Here is a 21,383-nt window from a genome sequence, read left to right as displayed (position 1 = left end):
TGACTTCTCGTCGGATTTCCGTGGTTTTCGTTTCCCATCCACGATCTCCCGTCCGGTTCGTTTCACATCCTCGATCCTGGCGTCGCTTCCCCCACGATTTCGGCTCGTCCCCACGATGCCGTTCTCCGATCGTCCGCTCTATAGTAGCCACTGAAAGTCACTGCACATCTAATCGCAAGACGGCTTTGCGATCAGTGTGTAAATCGTTTCAGTGGCTACTATATGATGCCGCTGGTTCCGATGAGCGGGGCCGGATCAGGGCAGGGGCTGTCGCGCCCCGTCGTGCCGGACCCGATCGAGATCGATCGACGGGAGCGCGGTCGCCGAAACCGTGTGTACGTGACACAAACCGCCAGAGGGCGTCGGGTTCGGCTGAATACGCTTTCGAAATGGTTTTAACCGCAACGAGCAAAAGAGACCGATATAAGCGCCTCTGCGCGTGAGCTACAACAATGAGCGAACAACACCAGAACCTGGCCATCATCGGCCACGTTGACCACGGGAAGAGTACGCTCGTGGGACGCCTCCTCTACGAGACGGGGAGCGTACCAGAGCACGTCATCGAACAGCACCGCGAGGAAGCCGAGGAGAAAGGCAAGGGCGGATTCGAGTTCGCCTACGTCATGGACAACCTCGCCGAAGAGCGCGAACGCGGTGTCACCATCGACATCGCCCACCAGGAGTTCTCGACCGACGAGTACGACTTCACCATCGTCGACTGTCCTGGTCACCGCGACTTCGTCAAGAACATGATCACGGGCGCGTCCCAGGCGGACAACGCCGTCCTCGTCGTCGCCGCTGACGACGGCGTCGCGCCCCAGACACAGGAGCACGTCTTCCTGGCCCGTACCCTCGGGATCGACGAGCTCATCATCGGCATCAACAAGATGGACATCGTCGACTACGAGGAGTCGACCTACGACGAGGTCGTCGACGAGGTCACCCAGCTGCTCAAGCAGGTCCAGTTCAACACGGACGACGCCTCGTTCATCCCGATTTCGGCGTTCGAAGGCGACAACATCGCCGAGGAGTCCGACAACACGCCGTGGTACGACGGCGAAATCCTGCTCGAGGCCCTGAACGACCTGCCGGAGCCGGAGCCGCCGACGGACGCGCCGCTCCGACTCCCGATCCAGGACGTCTACACGATCTCGGGTATCGGTACCGTCCCCGTCGGACGGATCGAGACCGGTGTCATGAACACCGGCGACGACGTCGTCTTCCAGCCCAGCGACGTGGGCGGCGAAGTGAAGACGATCGAGATGCACCACGAGGAAGTCCCCAAGGCCGAGCCCGGTGACAACGTCGGATTCAACGTCCGCGGCATCGGCAAGGACGACATCCGCCGCGGTGACGTCTGTGGCCCCGCCGACGACCCGCCGAAGGTCGCCGAGACGTTCCAGGCCCAGGTCGTCGTCATGCAGCACCCCTCGGTCATCACGGCCGGCTACACCCCGGTCTTCCACGCCCACACGGCCCAGGTCGCGTGTACGATCGAGTCCATCGACAAGAAGATGGACCCGTCCAGCGGCGAGGTCGCCGAGGAGAACCCCGACTTCATCCAGTCGGGCGACGCTGCTGTGGTCACCATCCGACCGCAGAAGCCCCTCAGCATCGAGCCGTCCAGCGAAATTCCCGAACTCGGGAGCTTCGCCATCCGCGACATGGGTCAGACCATCGCGGCCGGCAAGGTCCTGAGCGTCGACGAGAAATAAATGCAGCAGGCACGCGTTCGACTCGCGGGCACGAGTCCAGACGACTTAGACGACATCTGCGACGACGTCCGCGAGATTGCGAACAACACCGGCGTCAACCTGAGCGGTCCGATCCCGCTGCCGACGAAGACCCTCGAGGTGCCGACCCGGAAGTCGCCTGACGGCGAGGGCACCGCCACGTGGGAGCACTGGGAGATGCGCGTCCACAAGCGCCTCATCGATCTGGACGCCGACGAACGCGCACTCCGTCAGCTCATGCGCATCCAGGTGCCGAACGACGTCTCGATCGAGATCGTCCTCGAAGACTGACGATCGCGATCGGAACCGACGAGCGAGTTTTCGCTTTCTTTGGGTCCGAGCCGTAGCTGTGCGGTCGCCGATATCGTGACTGCCTGAGCCGACCGGATACCACCACCGCGAGCGCCCAGCATCGCGCCGACGCCCTCGCTCGTGGGCCCGCCAGATCGCTCCAATCGACGCGGTATCCGACCGCTGCTCGTCGTAAGCCGCGCAGACTTTTGTGGCTCGCCGCCCCACTGCCGGCTATGGCAGACCGATCGCCCCCCCGGTCGGGGCCGAAACTCGCGGGGCGGCCCGAGGGACCCGATCCGTCCACCGGGTCCGACTCGAGTCCCATCCTCGAACTGCTCGCGATCTTCGTCATCGTCTTCGCCGTCCAGGCGCTCACGGCGTTCGCCGGGGCGATGGCCGGCCTGTTCGTCCTCGCGCCGCCACTGGCCGACGACCCGTGGACGATCGTCACGAGCGTCTACGCCCACAAGACGTTCGGTCACCTCGTCTCGAACAGCGTGGCGCTCGTGCTCTTCGGCTGGCCAGTCGCGCGAGCGACGACCCGCGTACGATTCCACACGTTCGTCCTCGTCACGGGTGCGCTGGCGGGGATCTCCCAGATCGTCGTCACGGGTGCGCTCGCCTCGCTGCCGATCGTTCCGGGAACGCCGACGGTCGGCGTGCTCGGGGCCAGCGGCGCGGTCTTTGCCCTGCTGGGCTACCTGCTCACCGGCAACCGGCTCTCGGACGCGTTCGCGTCGGTGATCGACGTCCCGCGCTGGGCCACCCTCCTGGTCTTTCTCGTGCTCGCGGCGATCGTCACGCTGGCGACCGCCCGGCCAGGGATCGCGCTGGTCGCGCACTTTACCGGCCTCTTGCTCGGGCTGGTGGCGGGGCGTGCCGGCGTACTCGAACCGCGCCGCGGTGGCGCCAGGGGCTGAGCGATGGGATGTGTCCGCTCCCCACGCCGGCCCCGAAACACAAGCTACAAATAGAAACCGGGGTTAGGAACGTGCGAGGGCTCGTAGATCAGTGGCAGATCGCTTCCTTCGCAAGGAAGAGGCCCCGGGTTCAAATCCCGGCGAGTCCATGATTCTTGCGCCGCGAGCACATTCGCGAGCGGCGCGAATGGTATCGTAACCGCTGAAAGGATTTACACACTGATCGCAAAGCCGCCCTGCGATCAGGTGTGCAGTGACTTTCAGTGGCTACTACAGACCGCCGGTGCGATCGGTCCCGTTCACGATGGCCCTCGGCCATAAACAGTTAGGCAGAACCAACATCACTGTATCTGCACAACTGAAGGTCAGGCTGGAGTGGTAGGTGGTACTGGTGGTGGTCTCTCTCCAGCCCGATTCTGGATTTTCCAACGTCGGTCTTCAATCTCACGGTAGTAGTTGACGAACACCAGGGGATCGAAATGGAGTCGGGCTAGCGATCGAACAGCCACGATTTTCGCCTATTCGGTCCCTGAGGTGTCCCACAACCACTCCAGTTCCCAGCTAGCACGCGTCATGCTCGTGGATCACCGATTCGACCGAACTTCCGAAAGCGGACGTGGGCCGCCCGCGAGACGTCAGTCCCGAACCGCGGCCAGCGTATCCAGATACCCGCGACCGTAGTACTTCCGATCGTACTCCTCCGGAATCTCCGCCGTCCGCGTCAACGCGTTCGCGACCTGGTTCGCGTTGTACCGCGGGTTCGCACTCGCAACCAACGCAGCGGCCCCGGCGACCTGCGGCGCGGCCATCGAGGTGCCCGCGAACCAGGCGTGGCCGTAGTCGGCACCGAGATACGTACCGTCGTCGTCGAACTGCGGGAGCGCGATCGCGTTCAGCACGTTATCGTGCGTGAACTCGCCGCCCTTGCCGCCGGGAGCGGCGAGGTCGATCGCGCCGACGCCGTGGGTCGTGTACGTCGAGGGGGAATGGGGTGGCTCGTCGTACGTTCCCGTCTCCGGATCGAACCCGACGGGGCCCGTGGCGCTGGTGGTGAGTCCGCCGGCGGTCTCCGAGGAGTCGGTCTCGTCCCGGTTGAACTGGAGGCTCTCGCCCCAGTTGCCCGAGGCGTGGGTGTGGACCATCCCCTGGCGTCGGGCGTAGCGACCCACGCGCTGGTGGACCGTGCCCCAGAATTTCCCCCAGCCGTCCATCCGCATCTCCCAGGTCCAACCGAGGCTGAGGTTCGCGACGTCGCAGCCGATCTCGGCGGCGTAGACGATCGCCGCCATGACGTCGCCCATGTACGTCTCCCGCCAGTACGCGGGCGGCAGATCCCCGCGATCGCGGCTCTCGAGCGCCGCCCCGAAGACGCGCAGGTCGACGAGGTCGGCACCAGGAGCGGAGCCGACGACCCCGCTACCGTCGTCGGTCGCGGCGACGATCCCCGCGACGTGGGTCCCGTGGGTCCCGCCGTACGGTTCGCCGACGCCGTACTCGTCCGGCGCGAAGTTCCGGGACAGATCGAGGTCGACCTGCCCGTCCAGGTCAGGGTGATCCGCCGCGATCCCGGAGTCGATGATCGCGACGCGCGTCCCCTCGCCCCTGGTGATCTCGTGGGCCTCGGGAACCCCCTGGTCGCGTTTGTCCCACTGGAAGTCGGTCAGATCCCGTGCCGGTGCGGACGACTCCAGACCGGCGACGGCTGTCGGCCGGTACCGGTCGACTGCCAGTTGCCGGTCGGGGGCGTACGCGGCTCCCGATCGATCGAGTCGGTCCGCCGTCGCCCGGACGACCAGCAGATCTACCGGTTCCAGTTCGTGGACGATCTCGAGGTCCGATTCGGTCCGGAGACTCGTGCGATCGACGACGAATCGGCCGGTCGAGTCGGCCACCGCGGCCGTCGATCCGAGAGTGAGTGCCCCGAGCGATGCGCTACCCGCCGTGATGAAGGTTCGTCGGTTCATGATCAGGGGTGAAGAGAGATCGGTCCCGACGTCGGGTCCGGGCGTCACTGCCACTATCTCTCACACCCGGAATAGCGACGAAAACGAAGTTATACCTCCGTTGGATTATCAGTATCTGCGACTGTAACTAGCGTTTATGAGTCTGACCGACCGCAGGTCAGGGTCGGTGATGGCAGACGGCTGGTCGGGGAGTACAGCCAAGGCCCCGGCCCGCCAACGTCCGCGTATGCCAGCGGATTCCAACCGCGCCGAGGAACCCGACCCGATCAAGGAGGAGCCGACGGACACGCTGGACCTGGTCCATCCCGACGAGGTCCAGATCGGCGTCACTCGCGGCGAGGCCGACCTCGAGATCGGGCCGCCGCGGGACTACCCCGATCGGGCGGACGTCTCGATCCGACCGGCGGACGATCGGGTGGTCCTGAGCGTCGACGCGATGGCCGGCGACCACGGGACGGGCCACGCCGACGCGACGCTGACCCCCGCGGAGGCGCGCCAGTTGTCCGAGCGCCTCGCCGAGACGGCACGCTGGATGACCGAAGACGAGCCGACCGAGGAGGACGGCTGACCGGCCTGCGGCGACCGAATCGGCGTCGGACTCGCGACGACGATCGGTCGAGAATCGATCCCCGAGCGCCGTCGCAGGGGCCGGTGTGACCTCTCGGACCTCGTGCCTGGTAGTCGCGGTCGCGTCCTGGGTCCGCGACTGTGCCGGAGCGGTCCGACTACTCCCGCTCGGGCGACGGGGTGGAGACTCGCGAGAGGTACGCTGCCAGGTCCGAGGTCGTGATCATCCCGATGACCCCCTCGTCCTCGTCGACGACCGGCAGGTGGTGGAACGAGTGCTCGACCATGACGTCGGCCGCGTCGACGATACTGTCCTGTGCCGAGGCCGTAATGACGTCGGTGGTCATGTAGCGCGAGACCGTCGTCTCGGCTTTCGGGTGGCTCTCGGCGACGATGTTGACGAAGTCGGTCGTCGTCAGGATTCCCTCGAGCTGGTTGTCGTCGTCGACCACGACGACCGACCCGATCTCGTTCTCGAGCATGGTCTCTCCCGCGTCCTCGACGAGCGTGTCCGGCGTCACGGTGTGGAGTGACGTGGACATCACTCGTGCGACGAAAATGTCGTCCATAGACGATCATGATCCTAGATCAGTATAAGGGTTGGCCAACCGGTTCGATTCGTCGGGATCGCGGACGGGGGGCCAACCGCCAACCGGCGTGACGTTCCGGCGGCCGCGATCGTCCCCGCCGTTCGCTCGTCGTCTCGTCCCTGTCGGGGCCGACCCGGGACCTCGCTCACGGACCCCCTAACAAAGCTCCAGGGGGCACGACCGCAACGTATGCCGGACGACGACGCGGTCGACGATCGCGAGGGACCGTCTCCGCTGGCGTTCGACGGCGGACCCGACGCCGGTAGCTCCGGTCCGGATGCCGTTCCCTCGCCCGCGGACACCAGCGGCTACGGACTCTCCCTGACGCTCGTCGGGGCCGTCCTGCTCGCCCTGGCGTACTACGGGGTAGTCGCGATCCAGGGACCGCGAGAACTCGGGCAGGCGATCCCCGAACCGTTCTACGGGCTGGTCGTCGCCTTCCTGTTCGTCGTCGAATTGCTCCAGCGGGGCCGCCTCGACGCCATCGCGCTCGGCCGCGCGATCGCGCTCGCCGTCGTCTACGGCGGCCTGTTCGTCTTCGCCGTCGAGGGCGCGGCGTATCTCTGGGAACGGCCCGACGTCGCGCTCACCGGCTACGTCGGCGTCACGGTGTTCGCCGCCGCGCTCGTGGTCGCGGCCCTGCTGTACGTGGGCTACCTGACGATCGTCGGGACCGATCGCGCCGGGTCGTGAGCGAGGGCCTTCGGAATCGCACCGGGTCGCGATGGTGGGCTTTATTCGCGATCGGACGAACACCTCGGTATGATCGAGGCGACGCTGTGTTTTCCGCTCCGGGAGTGGACTCCCGACGAGCGAACGGGCGACGATCGCGAGCGGACCGACGAGGTGCTCCTGATCGAGAAGCGCCGCGGACTCGGCGAGGGGTGGTACAACGGCCCCGGCGGCAAACTCGAGAACGGCGAGACGCCCCGGGAGTGTGCCGTCCGCGAGACGCGCGAAGAAGTCGGACTCGCGGTCCGGAACCTCGAGAAGGCCGGCGAACTTACGTTCACGCTCGATGGTGACCGGCACACGTTCTGTCACGTCTACCGGACGCGATCGTTCGACGGCGAACCGACCCCCTCCGACGAGGCCCGCCCGGAGTGGGTCCCGATCGACGAGGTGCCCTACGATCGGATGTGGGAGGACGATCGGCTCTGGCTCCCGGCCGTCCTCGAGGGCGACACCGTCGCCGGCGAGTTCCGGTTCGAGGGCGGTGAGCCGCTGGACGAGGCCGATTTCGCCGATCACGATCTGGAACGAGACGTCTCGTTCGAGGATCGATCGTAGTCGATCGCGACGCGAATCTGTCACCGCCCTGAATCGACGTTCGCGGCCAGTGAGAGGTTCGAGAACCCTCTTTACCGGGGACGTGGTAGCTCCGGGTTCGCATGGTCGACCAGTCTCGACGCCGATCAGTCCTCGTGACGGTCGCTGGGGCGGTGACGACCGCGCTCGCGGGCTGTCTGGGCGGCGACGGTGGCGACGACAAGTGTGCCGACTGCGAGAACGAGATCAGGGACGTCGGTGGGGAGCGCTCCGCCGCCGGCTACTCGGGGACTGCGGTCACGATCGACGAGGATACGGACGAGAGTGTCACGACGGACGGTCCTCTCGAGGTCCGTCCCGGGGTCGCGGTCGGCGGCGACGTCAGCGGCGTGTCGGTGACGATCGGCGAGGACGCCGCCGTGGACGGGAGCGTCTCCGGCACGGCAGTGACGATCCGTCCGGGCGCGACCGTCGCGGGTGACGTGATCGCCGAGTCGATCGAGGTCAGCGACGACGCCGAAGTCAGCGGGGAGATCGAGACCGACAACGAGGCTGGTGACGAGGACAGTGACGACGAAGACGAGGAGGGAGAGCGCGACGACCAGGGCGACGAGGGCGGTGGAGATGGAGATGAGGACGAGGGCGGTGGAGATGGAGATGAGGACGAGGGCGATGGGGATGAAGATGAGGACGAGGACGACGAGGATGAGGACGAGGATGAGGAGGACGAGGACGAGGATGAGGACGAGGACGAGGATGAGGACGAGGACGATGGGGATGAAGATGAGGACGAGGATGAGGACGACGAGGATTGAGGCGGTGGGGACGAGTACCAGTTGTCACCGTGCGGCTGATCGGAGACTCGATCCGCGGGTTGCGATCGCCTCGGTCCCGTCTCAGGGCGTCAGGACGACTTTCCCGGCGCTCTTGCGGTCTTCGATGTACTGGTGGGCCTCGGCGGCGTCCGCGAGCGCGAACGATTCGCCGAGGACGACCTCGAGGTCCCCGCTCGTGAGTCCCTGCGTGAGGTCGGGAACGGCTTTCATGATCTTGCCCGGATCGTGATAGGCGGCCTGCCCGAGGTGGAACCCCTTGACGGTCTTGTTCTCGAAGAGGAGCCGCTGGTTCTCGGCGCTCGCGGGGACACCGCTCGCGACCCCGAAGGTGACCATCCGCCCGAAGTGGGCCATCGCGTCGAGGCTGCGATCGAAGACGTCGTCGCCGACGCTCTCTAAGACGAGATCGACGCCCTCGCCGTCGGTTTCCTCGTCGACGACCTCCCGAAAGTCCGTCTCGGTGTAGTTGATCGGGTGGTCACAGCCCAGATCGGCCGCGAGGTCGAGTTTCTCTTGCGTGCTCGCGGTCCCGAAGACCTCCGCGCCGTGGTTCGAGGCTAACTGGACGGCGGCCGTCCCGACCCCGCCCGCGGCGGCCTGGATCAGAACCGTTTCGTCTTCTTCGAGTCCGCCCCACTCGAACAGACAGGAGTGAGCAGTGAGGAACTGGACTGGAAAGCCCGCGGCCTCCTCGAAACTCATCCCCTCCGGGATGGGAAAGAGCATCTGCGCGTCAGCCGTGACGTACTCGGCGTAGCCGCCGCCGTTGAGCATCGCGACGACCCGATCGCCCTCGTCTAAGCCGACGCCCTCGCCAGTCGCGTCGATCGTTCCGGCGGCTTCCATGCCGGGGACGTAGGGCGCGTCCGGCCCGCCCGGGTAGAGCCCCCGGCGCTGCATGATGTCGGCGAAGTTGATCCCCGCGGCTTCGACGTTGATCCGGACCTCGCTCGCGTCCGGTTCGGGAAGGTCAGCGTCGATAATCTCGAGCGCGTCGCTGTCGCCGTATTCGGTTACCTCGATTGCACGCATACGGTTCCGTTCGAAGGCCTGCTGTATAAAGGGCTGAGAACTGACGGGAACCGTCTAATCGTTGTAAGTAGTTCTCGTGTCTGTCAGGATCGAATCTGGTATCACTCGACTTTCTCTTTCGGTAGTCGGGGTAGCGAACAGAACGGTCGCGATCGTGTGCGTGCCCTGAGACGTCACCGGTATCACCGCCTCGACCGCGACGAGTTACCTGTTCGAACGTACCGAGGTCGTTGACGAAGATCCCGTAGATGTGCCCCTCCAGAACCCTTCGACCCAGTCGGTCCGAGGCGCCAGTTCGTGACAGTTCGGTTCTCGACAGACAATCATCGGTTCGTAACTGTGCCCACCTACTCGCAGTGCTGAAGACCTCGACTCGTCGTACGACGTAAGCCGAAGGATTGCCGTGTCGAATCACGGTACCGACCTGTATCAGGGCGATCTCGTCCGTTTCGAGGACGTCCTCGAAGGAGCAGGCGAAAGTGGATAAATAGGCCGACAGTGGTTTCATCGAGATTCGGATTTGTAACATATATCTGTTATGGAGAATATTTAACTTACTAAAACAATAAAGTTTTAAATAATGCGGATATTGTTATGTATGTCATGAGTGGTGATAACAACATTGTCAATAGAAGGCATATGATGAAAAATGCTGGAATTGCTGTAAGCAGCATCGTCGCTTCGGCGAGGGTCACCACAGCCACTGGTTCAGCCAAACTGGACGAAGCGAAAGAGCGAGCACTCGAGTCGGAGTACGTTCAATCGCTGCTCGACGAACTCGATCAACCAGAAATCGCAGGTGTCTCGGCAGAAAAGGTGACCATCGAAAGTCTGGAAATAACCAAAATCAACCTCGAGACGGACCTCGGTATTCTTTCCTATAGTGAGGATGAGAGCGGTAATACAACCGCACTATTCGAGTTCGATCAACAGGCTAGTCGAGGGAAGTCCCGGAGTCAACTCCCGAGGAAATATCGTTTTCCTCCGCAAGCCGAGGAGGCGATACTCACGATCGACGCCAGAGAAGGGGTCGTCTTCATGCGGGCGGCAACGCCGGCGGAACAACGACGCCTCACGAAGAAAACGGGCGTCGACTCGGGCGAGGCCGTCATGTTCTACAACTCGCTCATCGATGGATTCGAAATCCACTTGAAAAATAACGCGTCCGCTCGAGACGAGGAACCCAGAGCGTACCTCGTCGAGCCACCAGCGAACAGTTCGAACGCGAATATCAGTGCGGGTGCCAGCTCGGAGGTGACGGACCTCTCGTCGATGGAGACGGATGAGGTCGTCGCTGCAAGTGGTTGTGCAACCTGGGCGACTAACTGCGGATTATCGATAACGTGGTGTGGGAGTTGCATTATGGCGTGTGCCTCAATTCCACTAACTACCGTCGGCGGAGTCCTCGCATGTGCGACGTGTGTCGGAACTTCGTGTGTCGTCGCCCTTCCGTATGCATGCAAGAAATTGATAGATAATTGTGGATAACGAACGGCCGAAGATCGTTCGCGCTGACTTTTCAGTACGAGATCTCCCGGATGGAACTGATGGCAGGTTTCGGCCGTGGTCGATATCGAGTACGTTGATCTTTCTGTAGAATAACGATGAATTTGACGGAAAGTTATTTTATCTAGTACGATGTGTGAATGAATATGGGAGACAATACTCGGTTATGTACGGCACTCATAATCCTGGTCATCGGATCTCTATTGGCCCTCTTCCCCGCCTTCATGCGTTCATCTGGGCCTGAAAATTCTCAGTTATGGCTGTTCAGTGCAGCTATCGCAGTACTTTCACTACTGGTCCTGTCCTATATATGTTTCAGTAAATAATTTAGTAAATCTTTAGTATCTAGATGCGTAATTACTTTCTATGCCGGCTGATGACAGTGGGGTCAATCGGAGAAAAGTCTTGAAGAGCGCTGGTACGGCCGCAAGTGGGCTGGTTGTGTCAACCGGGATTACCACGGCCGACAGCGTGGTCGAACCAGATGAAGCGAAAGAGCGGGCACTCGAGTCGGAGTACGTCCAGTCGATGCTCGCCGAGCTCGGCCACCCAGAGATCATCGACGTATCTACTCGGCAGGTGACCGTCGGAGATTGGGTCATCACTGGAATCGACCTCGAGACGGAGCTTGGCACCCTCACCTACGGGGAAGACGGAAACGGTGGTGCGACCGCGTTGTTCGAGTTCGATCAACAGGCTAGTCGAGGGAAGTCTCGAAGTCAGCTTCCGCAGAAATACCGTTTTCCTCCGCAAGCCGAGGAGGCGATACTCACGATCGACGCCAGAGAAGGGGTCGTCTTCATGCGGGCGGCGACGCCGGCGGAACAACGACGCCTCACGAAGAAAACGGGCGTCGATTCGGACGAGGCCGTCATGTTCTACAACTCGCTCATCGACGGATTTGAAATCCATTCGAAACATAACGCGACCGCTCGAGACGCGGAGCCCAGAGCGTACCTCGTCGAGCCACCAGCGAACAGTTCGAACGCGAATATCAGTGCGGGTGCCAGTTCGGAGGTGACGGACCTCTCGTCGATGGAGACGGACGAGGTCGTTACGACGAGTAGCTGTGATACCTGGGCGTTCAAGTGTATGGGGAGCATCACGATCTGTTCCGCCTGTTTCCTTGCGTGTGGTTCAGCACCGGTTAACCCGCCAGCAGTAGCGGGATGTGTACTCTGCGTTACTGGATCGTGTGGTCTCGCAGTCCCGGTTTCGTGTACAAAAGTGGTCGACGAATGCGTTTGAGCGCGGCCCGGATACCCGAGAACGACTGATAAGCTGGATCGAAAGTGGGGTGTCTCAGATAGCCTGCGGAAAAACTGTTCGTCGACGCTACCGAGGGATCCCAGGCCAGTCGGCGCCGGTCGGTCTCATCGGAGAGGAAAACCGAAGCCACAGTTATCCGACTTCCGGGACTATCCTTCGCATGGTTTAAGCCCGCCGTGGCAGTGAGTCGATGTATGAGCGACGAGAGTCAGGAACTCGGGATCACCGAGTCGAAATCGCACAAACCCGGCGAGTGGTACGCCGAGGTCGTCCAGAAGGCAGGGCTGGCGGACTACGCGCCGATGGGCGGGTTCATCGTCACGAAGCCCCGCGGCTACGCGCTGTGGGAGTCGATCCAGGACGCGCTGGACGGCTGGTTCAAGGAGACCGGCGTCCAGAACACCTACTTCCCGATGTTCATCCCGGAGAGCTACCTCGAGCGCGAGAAGGACATCGTCGAAGGGTTCGACCCCGAGGTAGCCTGGGTCACCCAGGGCGGCCACGACGAACTCGAGGAGCGACTCGCCGTCCGCCCGACCAGCGAGTCGATCATCGCGCCCTTCATGGCCGAGTGGGTCCGGAGCCACCGCGACCTGCCGCTGCGGCTGAACCAGTGGTGTTCGGTCGTCCGCTGGGAGGCCACCGAGACCAAGCCGTTCTTCCGGACGAAGGAGTTCCTCTGGCAAGAAGGTCACACCGCCCACGCGACCGACGCGGGGGCCTGGGAGGAGGTCTGGACGCGGCTGAGCCAGTACGAACGCGTCTACGAGGACGTGCTTGCCATCCCGGTTCTTCGCGGCAAGAAGCCAGAACACGACAAGTTCCCCGGCGCGGACACGACCACGACGGTCGAGGCGCTGATGCCCGACGGCAAGTCCGTCCAGGGGGGAACCAGCCATCACCTCGGCCAGAGCTTCGCCGACGCGTTCGACATCACCTTCGTCGACGAGGACGAAGAGGAACAGACCGCCTACACCACCTCGTGGGGGCTCTCCTGGCGCGCACTCGGCGCGCTCATCATGACCCACTCGGACGATCAGGGGCTCGTCCTCCCACCGACCATCGCACCTACCCAGGTCGCGATCGTCCCCATCTGGCAGGCCGACACCAAGGAGAAGGTGCTCGACTACTCGGAGACGATCGCCGAGGAACTCGAGGACGCGGGTCTGCGCGTCGAACTCGACGATCGCGACGAGCGCAATCCCGGCTTCAAGTTCAACGAGCACGAACTCAACGGCGTCCCCCTCCGAATCGAGATCGGCCCCAACGAGGTCGACGACGAGGAGGTCACGCTCGTCCACCGGCCGGACACCGAGAACGTCGTCGCCGATCGCGAGGGGCTCGTCGAGACCGTCGAGGAGAACCTCGACGCGATCTACGACAAACTCTACGAGACGGCCGAAGAGACCCTCGAGGAGAACGTCCGAGAAGCCCACAGCCCCGAGGAGATCCTCGGGACGATCGGCAAACACGGCGGCTACGTGAAGACGCCGTGGTGTGGCGACCAGGCCTGCGAGGAAGCCATCAAGGAAAAGATCGCCGCCGAGATCGTCATGCAGCCGCTGGCGGAGGAAGGCGGCGCGAGCGCGGGCGAACCCGTCCGTCCCGACGACGACGCGACGTGCGGCGTCTGCGGTGACGACGCCGAGGAGATCGCGTACTTCGCGAAGTCGTATTAGGGACTGTCCGGTGGCCGTCTCGTAGAAGTGAGAGGGCCGTCCGTCGCGTCGTCGCGTTTCGGTTTCTCGAGCACGGAGTACTCCCTCACTGAGAGAGTGCTTTTGACCGACCCCATTTTCGAAACGCGTAACCGCACTCCGTGGACGGGCCTGAGAGCAGACGCGGGACCGTCGAAAATCGATCCGCAGACGCTCCGTGCCGATCTGTTAGCGACTGTTTACTTTTCTATTGGGAGACTACCCAGTGCACTAGAATGCGACGGAGAGATCTTATCCAGTTGCTGGCGACTGGGGGGCTGACGCTCCCGCTCGCAGGCTGTACCAGCGGTGGCGAGAGCAATAGTGGGACTGTGGACGGCGGTGCTGACGGGAATGACAGTCCTGAAAAGGGTGGCAACGAGGGCACCGGCGCTGAAGATGGTGATCGCGACGACAGTAGTAGTGGGACCGATGGGGTGGAACTCCTCGACCACGAGTTCTACGAGGACGAACTCCAGGCGGGCGTCGACGGGAGCGTGCGCAACGATACGGGTGCCGAACTGGAGTCCGTCGAGGTCACGGTCCGGTTCTACGATACGGACGATCGCCAGATACACGAGGGAATCGATACCACGGACGGCCTCGACAGCGGGGCGGAGTGGACGTTCGACGTCCCGCTTCTCGGTGCACGCGCCGAGGAGGTCGGTGACTACGAAATCGAAGTCTCCGAGAGCCCCGTCTAGGGGTGCGACGTGGGCAGTCGAACGCCGATCGACGCCGCTCCCCTCGAATTCCGGCCGTACCGATCTCGAGAGACCGGCGTGGGGATGTTATGCGAGGGCTGAGAACGTCTTGTCAATCGAGTGGACCTAATCGTTTACCCAAATAGGGCTTGCCGCTGGAGAACGAACCACGGGTGTGGTGTTCACTCTGGTGGGTGAGCACTACATGCCTCTGACACTTCTGGCCCGTTCACGCGATACCTCCGTCGACGGACTCGTTCGGCAGTTGCATCGACGGCGGAACCTTTACACCTTATATCCATATATATGTGATTATAATACCCTTAGCCATTATGGGGTAGTCTCTTATGTACAGTCGCGCCAGTCAGGGGTATGCCACAGCCACACTCATCCACCGAGCGTTCGCAGGGTCTCGCCGACCCGGCGGACGAGCGGTCGAACTGCGGGGTCGGCGTCGTGATGGACCTCGACGGTGAGGGGGGACACGACGTCGTTGCCGACGGTCTCGAACTACTCGTCAATCTCGAACACCGCGGGACCACGGGCGCGGAGAAAGACACCGGCGACGGGGCCGGTATCATGCTCCAGCTTCCGGATTCGTTCTTCGAGAGCGTCCTCGACGCGTCGCTCCCGGATCCGTACGCCGCCGGATCTCTCTTCTTCCCGCAGGACGAGGCGGCTCGCGACGAGCTGATCGCGATCGCCGAGGACGTCTTCGATCGGTACGATCTCTCCGTCGTCGAGTGGCGCGACGTGCCGACGGACAACGGGGACCTCGGGGCGACGGCCGTCGACTCCGAACCCGACGTCTGGCAGGTGTTCGTCACGCCCGAGGACGACGTCACGGGTGAGGACTTCGATCGACGGCTCTACGTCGCGCGCCGCGCGCTCGAAAACGCCGTCGAGGACCGTGACGTCGACGGGGCCGAGCGCTTCTACGTCTGCTCGCTCGACTCGAAGACGATCGTCTACAAGGGCCTGCTCAAGGGAGCACAGGTCCCGTCTTACTATCCGGATCTGACTGACGAGCGCATCGAATCGACGTTCGCGATGGTCCACGAGCGGTTCTCGACGAACACGCTCGGCGCGTGGCATCTCGCCCATCCCTACCGGAACATCGTACACAACGGCGAGTTCAACACCATCCAGGGCAACATCAACTGGATGCGTGCCCGCGAGACGGACATCGAGAGCGACGTGATCTCCGATCTCGAGGCCGTCAAGCCGATCATCGACGACCCCGACCAGTCCGACACCGCGAGCGTGGACAACGCGCTCGAACTGCTCATGCAGGACGGGCGGGACCTCGCACACGCCCTGCGGATGCTCATCCCGGAGGCCTGGCGCGGCGACGACGCCATGGGCGAGGACCGCAAGGACTGGTACGACTTCCACGCCTCGCTCGTCGAACCGTGGGACGGCCCCGCGCTCGTGGCTGCGACCGACGGCGAACGCGTCGGCGCGGTGCTCGATCGCAACGGCCTCCGGCCGTGCCGGTACGACGTGACGACCGACAACCGACTCGTCATGGCCAGCGAGGCCGGTGCGCTCGACACCGACCCCAGTGAAATCGAGGAGCGCGGCCGCCTCAAGCCCGGCCAACTGTTCCTCGCCGATCCGAACGAGGGACGGGTCATCCCCGACGAGGAGGTCTTCGACGACCTCACCGACGAGCGGTACGGCGAGTGGGTCGAACAGGAGCAGGTCCATCTCGACGACATTCGAACCACGGCCGACAACACCCCGCGGGAAGCGGTCGACGGCCTGCGCGACTACCAGGCCGCGTTCGGCTACACGCGGGACGAACTCGACAACATGATCGCGCCGATGGCCCAGAAGGGGAAAGACCCCGTCGGCTCGATGGGCGACGACACGCCGCTGTCGGTACTCACGGAGTTCAACCGCCCGCTCTTTTCCTACTTCAAGCAGCTGTTCGCGCAGGTCACCAACCCGCCGCTGGACTACATCCGCGAGGAACTGGTCACCTCGATGGAGAGCCGGCTGGGCTTCCAGCGCAACCTGCTTTCCGAATCGCCCGGACACGCGCGCCAGCTGGTACTCGACTCGCCGATCCTCACCGACGCCGAACTCGCGTCGATCCGGGACTGTTCGGCCAACGGGATCACCGCCGCGACGGTCGACATCACGTACGAGCCCGCGAGCGAGGAACTCGGAAGCGACCTCCGTGACACCATCGAACGCGTTCGCGAGGACAGCGTCGAGGCGATCGAGGCCGGTCACGACGTGCTCGTCCTCTCCGACCGGAACGTCGACGCCGAGCGCGCGGCGATCCCGAGCCTGCTCGCGACGGGCGCCGTCCACCACCACCTCGTCCGCAACGGCCTGCGCAACCACGTCGGTCTCGTCGTCGAGTCCGCCGACCCGCGGACGGTCCACCACTTCGCGACGCTCGTCGGCTACGGTGCTGGTGCAGTCAACCCGTACCTCGCCTACCAGACGATCGCGGACATCACGGCCGGCGAGGACGGCGCCGATACCGGGGTCGCGATCGACGCCTACGTCGGCGCGGTCGAGGACGGTCTGCTGAAGATCATGGCCAAGATGGGCATCTCGACGGTCGAGAGCTACCAGGGCGCCCAGATCTTCGAGGCCGTCGGCCTCGATTCGGACCTCGTCGCGGACTACTTCGCCGGCACCGAGAACCGGACCGAAGGGATCGGCCTCACCGAGATCGAAGCGGACGTCCGCGAGCGCCACGAGACCGCCTTCGGCGGTGACGACGCGGATCTCCCCCGCTCGGGCGAGTTCGAACACCGATCGACCGGTATCCACCACCAGTGGAACCCCGACACGGTCGGCGCGCTCCAGCAGGCCGTGCGATCGAACGACTACGAACGGTACGGGGACTTCGCCGAACAGATCAACGAACAGCAACAGACCCTCCAGACCCTGCGCGGTCTGCTCGAGTTCGAGAGCGACCGGGACCCGGTCCCGATCGAGGAGGTCGAACCGATCGAAGACATCGTCCAGCGGTTCTCGACCGCGGCGATGAGTCTCGGGAGCCTCTCGCCGGAGGCCCACGAGAACAACTCGATCGCGATGAACCGGATCGGCGGCAAGAGCAATTCGGGCGAGGGCGGCGAACCGCCGGAACGGTTCGGCACCGAAAAGGAGTGCAACGTCAAGCAGGTCGCGTCGGGGCGCTTCGGCGTCACGAGCACCTATCTCTCCTCGGCCGACGAACTCCAGATCAAGATGGCCCAGGGATCGAAACCCGGCGAGGGCGGGCACCTCCCCGGCGAGAAGGTCAACGAGATGATCGCGCACGTCCGCAAGTCCACGCCCGGCGTGGGTCTCATCTCCCCGCCGCCGCTGCACGACATCTATTCGATCGAGGACCTGAAACAGCTGATATTCGATCTGAAGGCCGCCAACGAAGCGGCCGACATCAACGTCAAACTCGTCTCCGAGGCGGGGATCGGCACGATCGCGGCCGGCGTCGCGAAGGCCAACGCCGACGTGGTCCACATCTCGGGCCACTCCGGCGGGACGGGCGCGTCGCCGCGCACCTCGATCAAGAGCGCGGGGCTCCCCTGGGAACTCGGCCTCGCCGAAGCGAACCAGATGCTCTGTGCGACCGGCCTGCGAGATCGGATCCGCGTCTCCGCCGACGGCGGGATGAAGACCGGGCGCGACGTCGCCGTCGCCGCCCTGCTCGGTGCCGAGGAGTACGTCTTCGGGACGGCCTCGCTCGTCACGAGCGGCTGTGTCATGGCCCGGCAGTGTCACGAGAACACCTGCCCGGTCGGCGTCGCCACCCAGCGCGAGGACCTGCGCAAGCGGTTCCCCGGCGAACCCGAACACGTCATCAACTACATGACCTTCATCGCGCAGGAACTGCGCGAGATCATGGCCGACCTCGGCTTCCGCACGGTCGACGAGATGATCGGACGGGTCGACGTCCTCGCCCAGCGCGACGACGTCGACCACCCGAAAGCCCGCAACGTCGACCTCTCGGACGTGCTGGCCGACCCCGGCGGCGACGTCCGGCGCAAGATCCGCGAGCAGGACCACGAACTCGACGACCAGCTCGATCGGGACCTCATCGAGGCCGCGGCCGACGCCATCGAGGACGGAGACCCGGTCTCGATCGCGACCGGGGTCACCAACGTCGATCGGACCGTCGGCGCGATGCTCTCGAACCGCATCACGAGCCGTTACGGCGAGCCCGGTCTCCCCGAGGACACGATCTCGATCGACTTCGAGGGGACGGCCGGCCAGAGCTTCGGCGCGTTCCTCGCCAGCGGCGTCTCGCTCCACCTCGACGGCAGCGCCAACGACTACGTCGGCAAGGGGCTCTCGGGCGGCAAGATCACGGTCCGGACGCCGCAGACGGCCGCCTACGATCCGACGGAGAACATCGCGATCGGCAACGTCGCGCTGTACGGCGCAACCGACGGACAGCTGTACGTCAACGGCGTGGCCGGCGAGCGCTTCGCCGTCCGCAACTCCGGCGCGAAGGCCGTCGTCGAGGGCGTCGGCGACCACGGCTGTGAGTACATGACCGGCGGCGTCGTCGCCGTGCTCGGCGAGACGGGTACGAACTTCGCGGCCGGGATGTCCGGCGGCGTCGCATACGTCTACGATCCGGACCGGAAGTTCGAGGCGAAAGCCAACACCGGGATGGTCTCGCTCCACGAGGATCTCGAGGAGAAAGACGAGGCGATGTTGCGTCGCCTCGTCGAGAACCACGTCGCCTACACCGGCTCCGATCGGGGCGAACTCCTGCTCGAGAACTGGGAGCGTGCGCTCGACGCCTTCGTGAAGGTCATGCCCGACGCGTACCACGAGGCGATCACCGAACAGGGGAGCGACGACGTGCGCAACGAACTGCCCGGCTCGCCCGAAACGGGCGCCGTCGCCGAGTCGGCGAGTTTCGCCGCGAGCGACGACTGATACGGTTCGCTGTCACTGTGTACCGACGCACCCGCACGGCGGGTCGCGGGTGCGCCGGACATGACTGACAGTACTCCGTACGAGCCGGCGTCCGTTTCCTGCCGGTTTCTACGAGCCATCGAACGCGGGAGCGTGCCGCCTGACGATTGCTCTCGGGGCTGCGCAGGTCTCACCTGGACCCGGTCCCGTCGAGTCGTTCGACGAAAAACCGCTCGGCGTCCCCGGGCGGTAGGTCACGTCGGGTGTCGCCGATCGCGATCGCCGAGCAGTCCGATCGGTGTGATCTCTGCCCGCTCCGTCGTTCCGAAGCCAGACGATTAGTCCGCCGTCTGCTCGTCCGGGATCGGCTGCGTCTCCTCGACGTCGGCCCGGCGGGACTGTACCTTCCCGAGCAGGATGGTTCCGATGTAGATTCCGACGGCGACGAGAACGATCGTCCCGCCGGCCGTCGTCTCGTACTGGTAGGAGAGGGTGATGCCGACGAGGACTGCAAGCTGTGCCAGGACGACCGACGCCAGCAGCGCCTCCCTGAAGCCGCGCGCGAACTGTGCGGCACTGGCGACCGGGACGACGAGCATCGCGGCGACGAGGATGACGCCCATGATCTGCATCGCCCCGACGACGACCATCGCGGTGAGCATCGCCACGAGTCGATTGTACCAGGGCACGTTGAGTCCGGCGACCCGGGCGGCGGTCTCGTCGAAGGTCACGTACAGGAGCTGTTTGTACGTCAGCGTGACGACGAGCGAGACGACGACGAAGAGGACGACCAGGATGATCGCGTTCTCCCGGGACACCGTCGCGAGGTTGCCGAACAGGTACTGGTTGATCCCGACCGCGAGGCCACCGGTGTTGAGGCTGATCAGCACGGCCCCGAGTGCGAACCCGGTCGAGAGGACGATCGCCATCGAGACGTCGTTGTAGGCGTCCGTGACCTCCGAGATCAGTTCGATCGCGAGTGCGGCGATCATCGCCACGACGACGGCCGTGACGTACGGCGAGATGCCGGTCCCGAACGTCGCGTTGACGAACAGGCCGACCGCGACGCCAGCGAACGCGGTGTGAGCGAGGGCGTCGCCGATGAGTGCCAGCTGTCGGTGCACCAGGAAGGTCCCGATCAGCGGGGCCATGACGGCGATGAGTGCACCGACGAGAAACGCGTGGTGCATGAACGTGTACTCGAGCATCTCGATGCCGAGTTCCGCACCGATCTCTCTGAGTTCGTCGCTCCAGCGCTGGATCAACCAGTCGAGTGCGTCGTAGGGAACGCTCGTGATCGCAACCACGGCGGCTGACCCAGTCACGATACCACCACCCCGTCATCACGTCGAACGTTCGTCCCGTAGGCGCGATCGAGCGCGTCGCTGTCGGCGAACGCGGCGGGGGAGCCGTCGAAGTACACCTCGCGGTTGAGACAGATCACGCGCGAGGTGTGCTCGAGGACGGCCCCGATATCGTGTTCGACCAGCAGGATAGTCATCCCGTCGTCGTTGAGGTCCGTGAGCAGGTCGAAGAAGGCGTCGACGGACTCCGCGTCGACGCCGACCGTCGGCTCGTCGAGCACGAGCAGTTCGGCCTCGCCGGCGAGTGCGCGGGCGATGTACGCGCGCTGGCGCTGGCCGCCGGACAGCTGCGTGATCTTCCGATCGGCGAGGTGGTCGATGCCGACGGTTCGAAGCGCCTGCCGAGCCCGATCGCGGTCGTCGCTGGTGACGCGGCCGAAGCCCACGTGGGGGAATCGGCCCATCAGGACGACTTCCGCGACGGTGATCGGCATTCGCTTGGTGTTCTCGGTGACGTCCTGAGCGACGTAGCCGACCTTCTCGCGCTCGGCGAACGCACGCGCGGGGTGGCCGAGCAGTTCGACCTGGCCCTCGTCGGGCTCGTGCAGCCCGAGTATCAGTTGCAACAACGTACTCTTTCCGGAGCCGTTGGGACCGATCATCCCGACGTACTCGCCGCGCTCGACGGTGAGCGAGATGTCCTCGACGACCGGACTCGCCGTGTAGCCGAACGAGACGTCCTCGACGTCGACGATGGGGTCGGCACGATCGCTACGGACGTTGGATTGGGGTTGTGTCATGA

At 64.2% G+C, this 21,383-nt stretch carries 17 protein-coding genes and 1 tRNA gene; 13 read left to right on the top strand and 5 right to left on the bottom strand.

Annotated elements, in window-relative coordinates:
- The first annotated feature begins 452 nt into the window (after positions 1-452).
- The 4 genes from tuf (at position 453) to MUN73_RS10295 (ending at position 3,096) form a co-directional block, all read left to right on the top strand.
- Complete coding sequence (tuf, locus tag MUN73_RS10310; RefSeq protein WP_250140380.1) at positions 453-1,715, top strand: translation elongation factor EF-1 subunit alpha; 1,263 nt, start codon at positions 453-455, stop codon at positions 1,713-1,715.
- Positions 1,716-2,024 carry a 30S ribosomal protein S10 gene (gene rpsJ, locus MUN73_RS10305; RefSeq protein WP_004215311.1) on the top strand — a complete coding sequence of 103 codons (309 nt, stop codon included), beginning with the start codon at positions 1,716-1,718 and terminating at the stop codon, positions 2,022-2,024.
- A gap of 236 nt (positions 2,025-2,260) precedes the next feature.
- Positions 2,261-2,947: a rhomboid family intramembrane serine protease gene (locus MUN73_RS10300; RefSeq protein WP_250140379.1), complete on the top strand. Its 687-nt coding sequence runs from the start codon at positions 2,261-2,263 to the stop codon at positions 2,945-2,947.
- Between the two features lie 77 nt (positions 2,948-3,024).
- Positions 3,025-3,096 (top strand) — tRNA-Ala (locus MUN73_RS10295).
- Positions 3,097-3,582: 486 nt separating this feature from the next.
- Here the strand turns inward: MUN73_RS10295 and MUN73_RS10290 are convergent.
- On the bottom strand, positions 3,583-4,965 hold the full coding sequence (locus MUN73_RS10290) for a S8 family peptidase (RefSeq protein WP_250140378.1): 1,383 nt from the start codon (positions 4,963-4,965) through the stop codon (positions 3,583-3,585).
- Between the two features lie 172 nt (positions 4,966-5,137).
- Here MUN73_RS10290 and MUN73_RS10285 point away from each other — a divergent pair, with 172 nt between their 5' ends.
- Positions 5,138-5,479 carry a hypothetical protein gene (locus tag MUN73_RS10285; protein WP_250140377.1) on the top strand — a complete coding sequence of 114 codons (342 nt, stop codon included), beginning with the start codon at positions 5,138-5,140 and terminating at the stop codon, positions 5,477-5,479.
- A gap of 157 nt (positions 5,480-5,636) precedes the next feature.
- Here the strand turns inward: MUN73_RS10285 and MUN73_RS10280 are convergent, their stop codons facing one another.
- Positions 5,637-6,047, bottom strand: coding sequence for a CBS domain-containing protein (locus MUN73_RS10280; protein ID WP_250140376.1), 411 nt, complete (start codon positions 6,045-6,047; stop codon positions 5,637-5,639).
- Between the two features lie 210 nt (positions 6,048-6,257).
- Between MUN73_RS10280 and MUN73_RS10275 the strand changes: the two genes are divergently transcribed.
- The 3 genes from MUN73_RS10275 (at position 6,258) to MUN73_RS10265 (ending at position 8,152) form a co-directional block, all read left to right on the top strand.
- The gene (locus MUN73_RS10275; protein WP_250140375.1) at positions 6,258-6,761 is read left to right on the top strand and encodes a hypothetical protein; all 504 of its coding nucleotides are present in this window, start codon (positions 6,258-6,260) and stop codon (positions 6,759-6,761) included.
- A 69-nt stretch (positions 6,762-6,830) separates the two neighbouring features.
- On the top strand, positions 6,831-7,358 hold the full coding sequence (locus tag MUN73_RS10270; RefSeq protein ID WP_250140374.1) for an 8-oxo-dGTP diphosphatase: 528 nt from the start codon (positions 6,831-6,833) through the stop codon (positions 7,356-7,358).
- Positions 7,359-7,459: 101 nt separating this feature from the next.
- A complete protein-coding gene (locus MUN73_RS10265) occupies positions 7,460-8,152 on the top strand; it encodes a bactofilin family protein (protein WP_250140373.1) in 693 nt (230 codons plus the stop codon).
- A gap of 81 nt (positions 8,153-8,233) precedes the next feature.
- Here the strand turns inward: MUN73_RS10265 and MUN73_RS10260 are convergent, their stop codons facing one another.
- Complete coding sequence (locus MUN73_RS10260; protein ID WP_250140372.1) at positions 8,234-9,205, bottom strand: quinone oxidoreductase family protein; 972 nt, start codon at positions 9,203-9,205, stop codon at positions 8,234-8,236.
- A gap of 603 nt (positions 9,206-9,808) precedes the next feature.
- Here MUN73_RS10260 and MUN73_RS10255 point away from each other — a divergent pair.
- From MUN73_RS10255 to gltB, 5 genes are all read left to right on the top strand, one after another.
- Entirely contained in the window at positions 9,809-10,693 is an 885-nt protein-coding gene (locus tag MUN73_RS10255) for a hypothetical protein (protein ID WP_250140371.1), read from the top strand.
- Positions 10,694-11,077: 384 nt separating this feature from the next.
- Positions 11,078-11,959: a hypothetical protein gene (locus MUN73_RS10250; protein WP_250140370.1), complete on the top strand. Its 882-nt coding sequence runs from the start codon at positions 11,078-11,080 to the stop codon at positions 11,957-11,959.
- A gap of 215 nt (positions 11,960-12,174) precedes the next feature.
- Positions 12,175-13,659: a proline--tRNA ligase gene (gene proS, locus MUN73_RS10245; protein ID WP_250140369.1), complete on the top strand. Its 1,485-nt coding sequence runs from the start codon at positions 12,175-12,177 to the stop codon at positions 13,657-13,659.
- Positions 13,660-13,913: 254 nt separating this feature from the next.
- Positions 13,914-14,381: an FxLYD domain-containing protein gene (locus tag MUN73_RS10240; RefSeq protein ID WP_250140368.1), complete on the top strand. Its 468-nt coding sequence runs from the start codon at positions 13,914-13,916 to the stop codon at positions 14,379-14,381.
- 372 nt (positions 14,382-14,753) lie between these two features.
- A complete protein-coding gene (gene gltB / locus MUN73_RS10235) occupies positions 14,754-19,298 on the top strand; it encodes a glutamate synthase large subunit (RefSeq protein WP_250140367.1) in 4,545 nt (1,514 codons plus the stop codon).
- A gap of 317 nt (positions 19,299-19,615) precedes the next feature.
- Here the strand turns inward: gltB and MUN73_RS10230 are convergent, their stop codons facing one another.
- Both MUN73_RS10230 and MUN73_RS10225 read right to left on the bottom strand, forming a co-directional pair.
- Positions 19,616-20,602 carry a metal ABC transporter permease gene (locus tag MUN73_RS10230; RefSeq protein WP_250140366.1) on the bottom strand — a complete coding sequence of 329 codons (987 nt, stop codon included), beginning with the start codon at positions 20,600-20,602 and terminating at the stop codon, positions 19,616-19,618.
- Positions 20,599-21,381: a metal ABC transporter ATP-binding protein gene (locus tag MUN73_RS10225; RefSeq protein WP_250140365.1), complete on the bottom strand. Its 783-nt coding sequence runs from the start codon at positions 21,379-21,381 to the stop codon at positions 20,599-20,601. Before MUN73_RS10225 ends, MUN73_RS10230 begins: the two co-directional genes overlap by 4 nt.
- Positions 21,382-21,383 lie beyond the last annotated feature (2 nt).

The organism is Halosolutus amylolyticus, from assembly GCF_023566055.1.
Classification (GTDB): domain Archaea; phylum Halobacteriota; class Halobacteria; order Halobacteriales; family Natrialbaceae; genus Halosolutus; species Halosolutus amylolyticus.
This window is presented reverse-complemented; position numbering and strand designations above follow the sequence as displayed.